Origin of the sequence: Streptomyces sp. NBC_00203 (assembly GCF_045206325.1) — a bacterium.
GTDB classification, from domain to species: domain Bacteria; phylum Actinomycetota; class Actinomycetes; order Streptomycetales; family Streptomycetaceae; genus Streptomyces; species Streptomyces lutosisoli.
Map to the genome: position 1 here is coordinate 4,603,771 of NZ_CP108126.1, position 12,324 is coordinate 4,616,094.

The 12,324-nt window shown below is 70.5% G+C and carries 9 protein-coding genes; 1 reads left to right on the forward strand and 8 read right to left on the reverse strand.

Translation table 11 applies throughout. From position 1 onward, the window contains the following. Window positions 1-4: 4 nt before the first annotated feature. The 6 genes from OG975_RS20555 to OG975_RS20580 all read right to left on the reverse strand — a co-directional run bounded on the left by OG975_RS20555 (window position 5) and on the right by OG975_RS20580 (window position 7,832). Entirely contained in the window at window positions 5-949 is a 945-nt protein-coding gene (locus OG975_RS20555; RefSeq protein ID WP_406330752.1) for an aromatase/cyclase, read from the reverse strand. Window positions 950-1,071: 122 nt separating this feature from the next. Continuing rightward, entirely contained in the window at window positions 1,072-2,541 is a 1,470-nt protein-coding gene (locus OG975_RS20560; RefSeq protein WP_406330753.1) for an FAD-dependent monooxygenase, read from the reverse strand. A gap of 353 nt (window positions 2,542-2,894) precedes the next feature. After that, window positions 2,895-4,184: a cation:proton antiporter gene (locus OG975_RS20565; protein WP_406330754.1), complete on the reverse strand. Its 1,290-nt coding sequence runs from the start codon at window positions 4,182-4,184 to the stop codon at window positions 2,895-2,897. 29 nt (window positions 4,185-4,213) lie between these two features. After that, window positions 4,214-5,809, reverse strand: coding sequence for an NAD(P)/FAD-dependent oxidoreductase (locus OG975_RS20570; protein WP_406330756.1), 1,596 nt, complete (start codon window positions 5,807-5,809; stop codon window positions 4,214-4,216). Between the two features lie 2 nt (window positions 5,810-5,811). After that, complete coding sequence (locus tag OG975_RS20575) at window positions 5,812-7,254, reverse strand: DHA2 family efflux MFS transporter permease subunit (RefSeq protein ID WP_406330757.1); 1,443 nt, start codon at window positions 7,252-7,254, stop codon at window positions 5,812-5,814. After that, complete coding sequence (locus tag OG975_RS20580) at window positions 7,251-7,832, reverse strand: NADPH-dependent FMN reductase (RefSeq protein ID WP_406330758.1); 582 nt, start codon at window positions 7,830-7,832, stop codon at window positions 7,251-7,253. Before OG975_RS20580 ends, OG975_RS20575 begins: the two co-directional genes overlap by 4 nt. A 604-nt stretch (window positions 7,833-8,436) precedes the next feature. Here OG975_RS20580 and OG975_RS20585 point away from each other — a divergent pair. Then, a complete protein-coding gene (locus OG975_RS20585) occupies window positions 8,437-9,282 on the forward strand; it encodes a hypothetical protein (protein ID WP_406330759.1) in 846 nt (281 codons plus the stop codon). Between the two features lie 258 nt (window positions 9,283-9,540). On the opposite strand, the gene OG975_RS20590 is transcribed toward OG975_RS20585, so the two are convergent. Beyond that, window positions 9,541-11,313: an acetyl/propionyl/methylcrotonyl-CoA carboxylase subunit alpha gene (locus OG975_RS20590; protein ID WP_406330761.1), complete on the reverse strand. Its 1,773-nt coding sequence runs from the start codon at window positions 11,311-11,313 to the stop codon at window positions 9,541-9,543. Window positions 11,314-11,379: 66 nt separating this feature from the next. After that, window positions 11,380-12,303 (reverse strand): NAD-dependent epimerase/dehydratase family protein, encoded by a 924-nt coding sequence (locus tag OG975_RS20595; protein ID WP_406330763.1) that lies wholly within the window; start codon window positions 12,301-12,303, stop codon window positions 11,380-11,382. Window positions 12,304-12,324: the final 21 nt, after the last annotated feature.

Consider the following 12,324-nt stretch of genomic DNA (forward strand, 5'->3'; position numbering starts at 1 on the left):
GGGCTCATCGCCCGCGTTCGGCGTACCGCTTGGCGTGGGCGAGCACGGCCCGGCCGGCGCCGCCGAGCGCGTCGCGGACGTACGCGCGGGCGTCGGTGACGGTCGCGTCCGGGCCGAGGACCGCGGTGATGTTCGCGGTGTTCAGCACGACGGTGTGCCGGGCGGACGCGGCCACGCCCGCGGCGGTCTCCTCGAACGTCCAGGAGCCGGTGTGCAGGCTCAGCAGCGCGGGCAGGGTGACCTGCCGGTAGGCGATCCGGCGGTGCGGGAGGCAGACCCGGTGGGACCTGCTGAGGTGAGTCGAGCTGTCCGGGGCCCGGGTCACCGTCTCCAGTGTCTGCAGGCCGGGCTTGTCCTCGTCGAGCCGGACTTCTGTGACGTGCGGCAGGCGCTCGGCCCACAACTGGGCCTCGTTGACGAAGTCGTAGACGTCCTCGGCCGAGCCCGCGATCCGCTCGGTGTCCTCGAACGAGAAGGTGAACTCCTCGGCCAGGTAAGCCTCTTCGACGCTCTTCTTCAGATCGGCGAGTTCGGTACGGGAGTTGCGGTCGACGGCGCTGTCGATCCGTTTCAGTTCCCCGGGGTCGTTGTCGACGACACTGAACGCGTGCAGCAGCCGGACCCTCGACTCGGCCGGGGACAGCGGCTCGATGACCCAGCCGCCGTCCATCGACGCGAGGGGCGGGCCGAATCCGGTGGGCCGGAAGGTGATCCGCAGCCGCTCGGGGTCGAGGGTGCGCAGCGCCGTCCAGTGTTCGAACGACGCCTCGGTGGTGGCCCAGATGCGGACGAGTTCCTGCCCGTCGGCCTCCGGGACCTGCTCGGCGTAGACGGTCCGGGGATAGATCCGCGGCCAGTTGTCCACCTCGGCGATGAGGCGGTACACGGTGGCGGCGGGAGCCGAGACGGTGATCTCGTGCGCGACCTCGCGCAGGTCGGGCTGCGGCATACGGGAAAGCTCCTCGGGTTCCGGCGATCGGCCACCGGGCGGTCGGCGTACGGGCGTTGCTGTGCGCCGGCCGTCCGGTGGCGCGGCCGGCGCCGTGCGGGCGGGGTGCGGAGCGCGGCGGCTCAGCGTGCGGGGCCGAACCAGCGGTCCAGCGCCATCGGCAGGTCGCCGTGGCTGCCCGGTGCCGCCCAGGCGATGTAGCCGTCGGGACGGATCAGGACGGCCGACGTGCCGGCCAGCGCGCTGGTGTCGGCGACGGCGTGCGGCTCTGCGGTCACCGTGTCGACGCGGTCGGCCCAGCCGGCGGACCGGCGCCTGAGCGCCGCGTTGTCCGTCAGGTCGAGCAGGACGCCGCGGCCGCCGTGCAGCAGCTCGGTGCTGCTGGTCTTGAATCCGTCGCCGACCAGCTCCAGGTGCGGCATCCGGCGGCCGAGCAGCGGATGCCGGCCGCCGCCGACGTCGTAGCCGATCTCCAGACCGCTGACCATCGCGGCGAGGTGCTTGCTGACGTCGTCGTACTTGATCAGCTCGTTCAGTACGTCGCGCAGCGGCTGCACCTCGGAGCCGCTGAGGAACAGCAGGCCCTGGGCCTGGGTGTTCATCAGCAGCCGCTTGCCGACCGGGTGGCGCTCGTCGTGGTAGGTGTCCAGCAGGGCCTCGGGGGCCTTGCCGCGGATCACCGCGGCGAGCTTCCAGCCGAGGTTGACCGCGTCCTGGATGCTGGTGTTCATCCCCTGGCCGCCGGCGGGCAGATGGATGTGCGCGGCGTCCCCGGCGAGGAACACCCGGCCGCGGCGGTACTCGGTGGCCTGCCGGGTGGCGTCCCCGAAGGAGCTCACCCAGACCGCCTCGCCGTGCGAGATGTCCTGACCGGTGACCCGCTTCCAGCCCTCGACGACCTCGTCGAAACCGGGCGGGCTGGTACGGCGCTTCGGCGGGATGCCCCGCTCGCACAGGATCAGCCGGGTGACGCCACCCGGCAGCGGGCCGACCATGACCATGCCGCCGGGGTACGTCGTCCCGATCATGGACGGTTCGATTTCGAGGCCCTTGACGTCGGCGAGGAACATCTCCAGGGTCGCCGCGGTGCCGGGGAAGTCGAAGCCCGCCGTCTTGCGGACCAGGCTGCGGCCGCCGTCGCAGCCGACGAGGTAGCGGGCGCGCAGTGTCTGGCTGCCGTCGGGGCCCTTGACCTCGACCTCCACGGCGTCCGGGCCGTCGGTGAGCTCGACGACCTCGTGGCCGCGGCGCAGATCCGCGCCGAGCTCCTTCACCCAGGCTTCGAGGACCGCCTCGGTCTGCGACTGGGGCACGCTCTTGGCCGCCTGGTGCGCGCCCTCCAGCACAGCGAAGTCGACCGGCAGCCCGCCGAAGTGACCCACGTTGCTGGTGGTGATGTCGCCGAACCGGGACAGCAGCCCCCGCTGGTCGAAGACCTCCATCGTGCGGGCGGTGAAGCCCAGCCCGCGTGACTCCCCGGTGCGTTCCGGGAGGCGTTCGACGACGATGGTGTCGACCCCGGCGAGCCGTAGCTCACCGGCGAGCATCAGGCCGGCCGGGCCGGCTCCCACGACGATGACATCAGCGTCCATCGGTGTTGCCTCCAAGGGGTTGGTAGCTGCTCGCAGGAGAGTGCTCACGAGGGCGGTTTAACTCGATCGTGTGATCGTCGGCTCGCGGGCTTGCGGCGCTCTGGGCCGTTCGGGCTACGGTGAGAGTGCGATCTGGGACGCCGGGTACGGCGCCAGCGTGCGGGGCCCCTGCTCCACCGGAGTGATGGTTCAGGGCCTCCTCGTCGCCTCTGGCTGTACCCATATGGCCAGGTCGCGCAGGGAACTGGCCTCCCGGGATCGGACCACGCACAGGATGCGTGTCGCCGCCCCGGGGTTGAGTACGCCGGGGACCAGTGCGCCCAAGACCGTTCGGGGCGTGCGGCTGAGCGGACTCACTCATGCTCAGTCTCCAGGAACGGTTCGTCGGAAGGTCCCGAGTCCGGCACCGTGGCCTTGTTCGGGGACCGGGGAGTGCGCACACCGGCCCGGCCCGCCGCGTCGAGGTCCTCGCGCAGCCGGTCGGCCGGGTAACTCCAGCTGAGCAGCGGCCCGGTCATCGCCGTGGTGATCAGGGCCATGACGAGGAGCATCGCGTAGAGCTTGACGTCGAGCAGGCCCTGCTCCAGGCCCACCGAGAGGATGACGATCTCGGTCAGCCCGCGGGCGTTGACCAGGGACGCCACGACCGCCGAGCCCCGGGGCGGGATGCCGGAAAGACGGGCCGCCGCGTATCCGCCGCCGACCTTGCCGAAGATGGAGATCGCCAGAATCACGCCGAGGACGCCCAGTTGACTCAGGCGCAGCCCGGTCAGGTCGACGGTGAGCCCGGTGACCGCGAAGAACACCGGCAGCATCAGGTGAATCGCCGGCTCCAGCCGTTCCCTGAGGCGCTCCAGGAACGCCTCGGAGCGGGGCATCACCGCGCCGAACACGAACGCCCCGAAGATGTAGTGGATCTGCATCCACTCGGCCGCCCAGGCCGAGGCGAACAGGCCGATCAGCAGGTACGGCAGCGGCTCGGCGGCATCCGCGAGGCGCCGCAGCAGCGGCCGTACCAGACGGAACATCACCAGCACGTACACCGGGGCGAGCAGCAGCCGCCAGGACTCGTGGCCGGAGGCGGAGGCGAGGGCCACCGCCACGGCCAGCAGGGCGTAGGCGACGACATCGATCACGGCGGCCGCGGCGAGGGCGATCCCGCCGATCAGCGTGTGCTGCATACCGCGGTCGGTGAGGATGCGGGCCAGCACGGGGAACGCGGTGGCCGACACCGACACCCCGAAGAACAGCACGAAGGGCAGCGTGCCGCCCTCGGCGTACCGGGGAGCGAGCCAGAGGGCGAAGGAGCAGCCCAGCGCGAGCGGCAGCAGTGTGGCGCCCGCCGCGACCCCGGTGACGACGCGGCCCTTGCCCTGGATGAGGCGGTGGTCCAGCTCCATCCCGACCACGAACATGAACAGGACCAGGCCGACGGCGGCCAGGGTCTTCAGCGGCGGGATGACCGACGTGGGGAAGACCGCGTCGCCGGCCAGGTGGCCGAGCAGCGTCGGGCCGAGGACGATCCCCGCCGCGATCTCTCCGATCACCCTGGGCTGTTTCACGAAGACGGCCGCCGCCCCGAGGAGACGGGCGGCGGCCAGAATGATGACGATGTCGAGGAACAACAGATCTATGGGTGGCATCAGACTCCTTAAGTCGTCCTCCTGCGCCCTCAGTTGAAGATCTGGGCGATGTGTTCGGGTGCTGTCGTACGGCCCCACTTCTGGGCGAGTTCCACGAGTTCCGGAGTCGCCTCGAAGCACTTGTCGTCCCGGTTGCCCCGGTCGAAGGGCTCGGGCAGGCAGGGCGAGGTGGAGATCCGGGCGAAGACCCGCTCGGCGGCCTCGGCCGGGTCGAGCGTGCCCGCCTCGACGGCCTGGCAGGTCTCCCGGGTGAACGTCAGCAGCTCGTGGATGTCCTGGCCGACGGGGTCGGGCAGGCCCGGGTGCTGCCGCTTCTCCAGGTCGCGGAACACCTGGTCGTCGTGGCTGTCGAGGAACCGCCGGTAGGCCTGCTCCAGGGTCACCGTCGGCATGACGGTGGTCGCCTCCCAGACGCGGAGCACCGCGTTCCACAGGTCGTAGTGCCGGAAGCCGACGAAGGAGCTGTAGACGACGTCGTCGTGGACGTCGAACAGACCCTGCTGGAGCACGTCGATGAAGGCGAAGCGCTCGGTCGACCAGTCGCCGTCCTTGGACGCCTCGATCAGCCGCCAGGCGAGGGCGTTGACGACCTCCAGCGTGTTGGTCAGGCCGCGGGAGTACAGCGCGTCGATGAACCCGGCCGCGTGGGAGGTCAGGGTGAAGCGCTCGCCCACAGTGTCGTGGGCGGAGTACTGGAGCCGTCCGGTGCTGACCCAGGGCCGTACCGCCTTGGCCTTCTGGAACTGCTCGGCGATCTCCGGGTAGCGGCGCAGGAAGTCGTCGAACTCCTCCTGGGCGGTGAGGTCGGTCTTGGGGAAGACCCGCTCGTCCAGCGTCAGGCCGACGCTGCACAGCGGGTTGAGCGAGTCCTCCTCGTTGTCGAACGGGATGACCCACAGCCAGCCGCCGTCGAAGACGTGGTGCAGCGTGCCCTCGTGCCACGGGCTGCGGTGCTGGTGCGGCTGGGCAGCCTTCGCGTCGTCGAAGGGCGTCACCCCGACCATGTGGGTGAACATGGAGCGGGAGTGGTGGCGGGCCCGGGTGGGCACGTCACGCAGGCCGAACTTGTCGGCGACCGGCGAGCGGAAACCGCTGCCGTCCACGAGGTAGCGGGCGCGGAACTCCTCGCCCTTGTCCGAGCGCAGCGTGACGCCCTCGGCCGGGTCGACGTCGATGTCCTGGATGCGGGTGCCGCTGAGCGGCTCGACCCCGTAGGAGACCGCGAGGTGGAACAGGTAGGCGTCGACGTCCTGGCGGAACAGATGGCTCTCGGTCCGCTGCCAGGCGGGGATCACCATCTGGTTGATCTGCTCGGGATCGTGCGGGTGCCCCTCGCGGTGGTAGACGAAGCCGAAGTTCGCCTTCTTTCCGCACATCGGGGAGACCTTCTCGATGATCCCCTGGTGGCTGGCGAGCGGCTCCAGCTCGGGCACCGAGTAGCGCTCCGCGATGATCTTCGTGAGTACGGAGGTGTACGGAATCGTCGACTCGCCGACGGCGAACCGGGGATGGACGCCCGCGTCGATCAGCAGCACGCTGACGCCGTTGCGGGCGAGCACGGCCCCGAGCATGCCGCCGGCCATGCCCGAGCCGAGGATGGCTACGTCGTAAACGGTCTCACCCATGTTCAGGCCTTTCCTGAGGAGTGGGGATGTGCCGGTACCGGAGTCGGCCGGTTGCCGGAGCTCAGCGCCGCCCACAGCCCGAGGGTGCCGAGCAGGGCGGCGACGGCTGTGCCGAACTCCCACCACAGGGCGGTGTGGAAGGCGTGTTCGGCGCCTTCGGACAGGCCGCGGGCGACGATGACCGAGAACAGGGCCGCGCCCAGGGCGCCGCCGATCCGGACCAGGATGTTGATCTGCGCGGTGGCGTCGGGCAGCCGGTCCCGGGGGACGATGCCGAACGCGGCGACCATCATCGGGGTGGTGGCGAGGCCGGTTCCCATGCCGAGGCCGAACAGCAGGATCTGGACGAACACCTTGCCGGGGTGGTCGGCCAGCGCGAACGCGCCGGTGACCAGGGTGGTGAGGCCGGCGCCGAGCACGGCGACGGGACCTCCGGTGTACTTGTCGGTCAGCCGCCCGCCGAGCGGGAGCATGATCGCGGTGCCCAGGCCCAGCGGAAGCATCTGCAGTCCGGTGGCGACCACGCCGTCGGAGTGCAGCAGCTGGAAGTAGAGCGGGAACAGCAGCGCGCTGCCGAAGCCCAGCGCCCCGTTGAACATGAAGCCCGTACAGGCCGCCACATAGCCGGGGTCGCGGAACAGCCGCAGGTCCAGCAGCGGCTGCTCACGGCGGGTGGCGTGCCGGACGAAGGCGATCAGGCCCGCGACGCCGATCGCGAGCGGCAGCAGCACCCTGGTCCCGTCCGGGGAGCCCAGCTCGCCCCAGCTGGTGAGCCCGTACACGACCAGCGGCAGCCCGAGGCCGATGTAGCCGTAGCCGGTCCAGTCCGCCTTTGTGGTCGACGCCCCCTTGTCGAGCGGCAGATAGCGCCGCCCCAGCAGGATGGCGATCACGCCGAGCGGTACGTTGATCAGGAACAGCCAGCGCCAGGACAGCGAGTGCAGCATCAGGCCGCCGAGCGTGGGGCCCAGCGCCGGCGCGAGCGTGACGGCGATGCCGAGCCGGGCCATCACACGGCCGAGCCGGCCCGGTCCCACGGCCTGGCCGAGGATCGTCTGGCCGGTCGGGACGAGCAGGCCGGCGGTCAGACCCTGGAACACACGCAGGACGATCAGCGACTCGATGTTCGGGGCCAGTCCGCACAGCGCGGAGATCACCGTAAACGCGGCCAGCGCCCACAGGTACAGCCGGCCCGCACCGACCCGGCGGCCGAGCCAGGCGCAGATCGGCAGCGAGACGGCCAGCGCCAGCAGGTAGCCACTGGCGACCCACTGAGCCGTGCCGATGCCGGCATGGAACTCGCGCTGGATCGTCTCCAGCGCGATGTTGATGAGTGAGGTGTCCAGGCCGCCCGCGAACGCGCCAAGAGCGATCACCCCGGCGAGTCGCCAAATCGCCGGGGTGATCTCCTGAGGTGCTGCGGGCTCGGCCTCTACCCGGGTCACGCGCCCTCGCGCAGCGGCTTCAGCGCCTGCGCCCAGGAAACGGTCTCTTCCAGCATGGTGGTGAGGGTCTGCGCCTGGTGGGCGCCGGGGGTGAACTCGCCGGGCTCCGTCGGGTTGCTGATGGTGAAGTCACCGAAGAGGGACAGGCCGACCTGGGAGCGGACGGTGGCCACCTTCAGCTCGGACAGGATCAGCCGCAGGTGCTCGATGGCGCGGGCGCCGCCCTGGAGGCCGTAACCGACGAAGCCGGCGGCCTTGTTGTTCCACTCGGAGTAGACGAAGTCGAGCGCGTTCTTCAGGACGCCCGGGATCGAGCGGTTGTACTCGGGGGTCACGAACACGAAGCCGTCGTAGGAGCTGATGGCCTCAGCCCACTTCTGAGTGTGCTCCTTGCTGTACTTGCCGAACGCCGGCGGCTGCGGCTCGTCGAGGATCGGAAGGGCGAAGTCTGCGAGGTCGAGGACCTCGAAGACCGCGTCCGGGACCTGCTCGGTACCGACCTTGGCCACCCACTCGGCCACCATCTGGCCCCGGCGGCCCGGGCGGGTGCTGCCGAGGATGATTCCGATCTTGGTCATATGGTTCTGCCTCTTCTTCCGGTTCTGATCTGATCCGCGCGGGATCGACGAAAGGAAATAGATTCACACGGCGCGAATTAACGACAATTCAGCGACGATAGGTTCCATGTTCTTCGCTTCCGGCGACGCCCTCAACAGTTCCGGTTCAAGGATTCCGTCCACTTTTCCAGCGGAAGTACATGAGATACAAGGGAACGTCAGGCGAGGTACAGAGGAATGTCAAGTCCGGTCCGACCAGGCACACTTCGGACGGAGACGGCTGCCGCAGGAGGGGTTCCGCAAGGTTCCGCACCCCTGAAGTCAGTTCTCCGAAATTACTGAGTAGCTTCTTCGGATCTGCCGCCGGAGTCAATGGATTCCAGTTCAGGTGAACGTGAAACAACGTCAGGTGAACGAAAAGCCGCGTGCGGATTCCAGAAGAAGGTCAGGCCCTCCACAGGAGACCCCTCTCCGGGTTGCAGGGCAAATCTCCGTCGAACTAACTTTCCCGCCATGTGGACAACCACGAGTGGGGGATCAAGTGGGGAATGCACCGACAACTACTGAAGGAGCCCGCGCGACCGCCGTGCGGGCATGCGCGGGAGCGGGCTGTACCGGCCTCGAAGTGTCCGGACACGGCCGGCACCTCGCGGCCGCGGGCAGCCGGCTGTGCCCGGTCTGCCGGGAACGGCTCTCCGCGGAACTGGGCCGGCTGCCCGAGCTGTACGAGGCCTGCGGCCGCCGGCTGGCCGGCAGCACCAGCGACCCGGCCCGCCCCAAGACGTCCGGCGGCCCGCTGCCCGGCATGGCGTTCAACGCCGGGGCGGCCGAGGCGCGGACCGAGATCCTGGGCGTGCTCGGATCCTGGGCGGGCGCCGTGGTCAAGGAGCGCCGGGCGCCCGCACCGCGCCGGGCGGTGCTCCCGCTGGCCGCGTTCCTCGACCGGCACCTCGACTGGCTCGCCGGGCACGACGCCGCGGGCGAGTTCTCCGCCGAGGTGGCCCGGCTGGTACGGCGCGCCCGCCGGGTGGTGGATCCCGAAGTACGCCATCAGGTTCCGATCGGCGCGTGCGTGGAGCCCGGCTGCACGGGCTCACTGGCGGCAGTCGTCAGACCCCAGCAGCCACAACTCCCCGCCGTGATCCGCTGCGACCGCGACCCCGCGCACCTCTGGCTGGGCCACGAGTGGCTCCAGCTCAGGCGCCGTCTCAGCGGCATGGTCCCCGAGGCCGGGCCCCAAGACACGGCGGTCACGGCGGACGCGACCACCGAGCGCCCCGCTGCCACGGAGCCGGAACCCGTGCGATGGGTCACCGCGGCCGACATCGCCCGCCTCTGGTCCGTCCCGACCGGCAGCGTGTACCGCCACGCGAGCGAGTCCAAGTGGCGCCGCCGCAGCCGCCAAGGGCGTACGTACTACCACGGCGGCGACGTCATGGAAACGCTGAGGGGACGGGGGGCTGCCGCGTAGGGCCTGTGCTTCGGGTGGGTTCTTCGGGTGCGGGTGGGTGGGGGCGTGTCGCGCCCACGCGGCGGAGCCGCATATCGATACAGCCCCCCGCCCCTGAAGGCGCGGGGCTGCGCCCCTTCGCCCCCGGCCCGCCCCGGTCTTTTAGGGGCGCGGGGAACTGCGCGACAAGCCCCCACCGGCCCGCACCCGACACACAACCGAACGGGGTCGAAGGGGCGGAGCCCCTGGAGGATGGGACGGGTAGGGGCGGCGGGGGCGTCAGTCCTTGATTTCGCAGATCGCGGCGCCGGAGGTGACGGAGGCGCCGACTTCCGCGCTCAGGCCCTTGATGGTGCCGGAGCGGTGCGCGTTGAGGGGCTGTTCCATCTTCATGGCTTCCAGGACGACGATCAGGTCGCCTTCGTTGACTTCCTGGCCTTCCTCGACGGCGACCTTGACGATGGTGCCCTGCATCGGGGAGGCGAGGGTGTCACCGGAGGCGACCGGGCCCGACTTCTTCGCGGCGCGGCGCTTGGGCTTGGCACCGGCGGCAAGCCCGGTGCGGGCCAGCGACATACCCAGCGAAACGGGCAGGGAGACTTCCAGGCGCTTGCCGCCGACCTCGACGACCACCGTCTCGCGGCCCGGCTCCTCCTCGGCCTCCGTGTCGGTGGAGGTCGTGAAGGCGGGGATCTCGTTGACGAACTCGGTCTCGATCCAGCGGGTGTGGACCGTGAACGGCGCGTCCGAGCCGCCCAGTTCGGGGGCGAAGGCGGGGTCGGTGACGACCGCGCGGTGGAAGGGGATCGCGGTGGCCATGCCCTCGACCTGGAACTCCTCCAGGGCGCGGGCGGCGCGCTGAAGGGCCTGCTCGCGGGTCGCGCCGGTGACGATCAGCTTGGCCAGCAGCGAGTCCCAGGCCGGGCCGATCACACTGCCCGACTCCACACCCGCGTCCAAACGGACGCCCGGGCCCGACGGCGGGGCGAAGGTGGTGACGGTGCCGGGGGCGGGCAGGAAGCCGCGGCCGGGGTCTTCGCCGTTGATGCGGAACTCGAAGGAGTGGCCGCGCAGTTCGGGGTCGCCGTAGCCGAGAGCCTCGCCGTCGGCGATGCGGAACATTTCGCGGACCAGGTCGATTCCGGCGACTTCCTCGGTGACGGGGTGCTCGACCTGGAGACGGGTGTTGACCTCCAGGAAGGAGATCGTGCCGTCCATGCCGACGAGGAACTCCACGGTGCCGGCGCCGACGTAGCCGGCCTCCTTCAGGATGGCCTTGGAGGACGCGTACAGCTCCTCCACCTGCGCCTCGGAGAGGAACGGGGCGGGCGCCTCCTCGACCAGCTTCTGGTGACGGCGCTGCAACGAGCAGTCACGCGTCGACACGACCACCACATTGCCGTGGGAGTCGGCCAGACACTGGGTCTCCACGTGCCGGGGCTTGTCGAGGTAACGCTCGACGAAGCACTCGCCCCGCCCGAACGCGGCAACCGCCTCGCGGACCGCCGACTCATACAGCTCGGGGACCTCTTCGAGGGTGCGGGCGACCTTCAGACCGCGCCCGCCACCGCCGAACGCCGCCTTGATCGCGATGGGCAGGCCGTGCTGCTCGGCGAACGCGACGACTTCCTCCGCGCCGGAGACCGGGTCGGGGGTGCCGGCGACCAAAGGCGCGCCGGCGCGCTGGGCGATGTGCCGGGCGGCGACCTTGTCCCCCAGGTCACGGATGGCCTGCGGGGGCGGGCCGATCCAGATCAGTCCGGCGTCGAGAACGGCCTGGGCGAAGTCGGCGTTCTCGGACAGGAAGCCGTACCCGGGGTGGATGGCGTCCGCCCCCGCATCCTTGGCGGCCTGCAGCACCTTGGCGATGTCCAGGTAACTGGTGGCCGGGGTGTCACCGCCCAACGCGAACGCCTCGTCCGCCGCACGGACATGCGACGCGTCCCGGTCCGGTTCCGCATACACGGCAACGCTCGCGATCCCGGCATCCCGGCACGCCCGGGCCACGCGGACAGCGATTTCGCCACGGTTGGCGATGAGCACCTTGCGCACGATGAACTACTCCTCAGTTTCCGGCGGTTGTGTCCGGAGTTTCCGGCGGTGGAAGCGAGCGGCTCTTCAGGCCGCCTGCAGGGTCTTTCGGTACCAGTGCGCGGCGCCCTGGAACTCCTTGTCGAAACCGGCCCCGGGCTCACGGCCGAGGTCGGACCAGAGCGGGTCGCTGTCGAAGAAGTGATCGGTCGTCAGCATGTCCAGTACGGAGGACGACTGACCGTTCGCCGCGAGGATCGTGCGGGCCTGCTCGACCGTCAGCTCCCGTCCCGGCCAGGGAGTCGCCGTGCACTCGGCGACGGCCCGCAGGACGGCGTCCACCGTGACGGGCTCCGGGTGGGCCGCGTGGTAGACGGACGCGGTCAGGGCGGAGAGGGGTGCGAGGGCGGTGCCCACCATGAGCCGGGCCAGGTCCCTTACGCCGATGACGGACATCAGGGAGGGCCAGCCCCCTACCGTGCCGGGCAGGGTGCGCAGGATCCGGGTCAGGCCCGGGCCCACCCAGGTGTCGCCCTCCCCGTAGACCAGGTGGGGCCGCAGGACGATGCCGCCGGCCGAGAGGACGGCGTCCTCGGCGACGGCCCGGGTGCGGGACGTGGGTGATCCGGGATTGCGGGTCAGTTCCCCGGGCCGGCTGCCGCGGAAGACTCCGCGGCCGTAGACGGAAGCGGTGCTGAGATACACGATGCGGGAGACTCCCGCGCGGCGCGCCTCGTCGACGAGGGCGGTCGTACCACGGGCGTTGACGGCCTCGTTGGCCTCGACGGTTCCACCGATCTGCGAGGCGCAGTGGATCAGGACGTCGACGCCGTCGCACACCCCGCGCAGGCTCGCGGGGTCGGCCAGATCGCCGGGGACGACGCGGCGGCCGGAGTCCGGCACGGGCCGGCGGCGCGCCATGACCCGTACGCCGGCCTGCTGCTGCTCCGCTTCGCGGGTCACATGGCCGCCCACGAAGCCGGACGCGCCGGTGATCATGATGGTAGGCATTCGGCACTCTCCAATGAGGTA

What these genes read in the sequence shown, in the direction of transcription:
- OG975_RS20565 (WP_406330754.1), bottom strand. Translation starts at nt 4,184, where the DNA reads ATGCCACCCATAGATCTGTTGTTCCTCGACATCGTCATCATTCTGGCC.
- OG975_RS20555 (WP_406330752.1), bottom strand. Translation starts at nt 949, where the DNA reads ATGCCGCAGCCCGACCTGCGCGAGGTCGCGCACGAGATCACCGTCTCG.
- OG975_RS20595 (WP_406330763.1), bottom strand. Translation starts at nt 12,303, where the DNA reads ATGCCTACCATCATGATCACCGGCGCGTCCGGCTTCGTGGGCGGCCAT.
- OG975_RS20570 (WP_406330756.1), bottom strand. Translation starts at nt 5,809, where the DNA reads ATGGGTGAGACCGTTTACGACGTAGCCATCCTCGGCTCGGGCATGGCC.
- OG975_RS20560 (WP_406330753.1), bottom strand. Translation starts at nt 2,541, where the DNA reads ATGGACGCTGATGTCATCGTCGTGGGAGCCGGCCCGGCCGGCCTGATG.
- OG975_RS20580 (WP_406330758.1), bottom strand. Translation starts at nt 7,832, where the DNA reads ATGACCAAGATCGGAATCATCCTCGGCAGCACCCGCCCGGGCCGCCGG.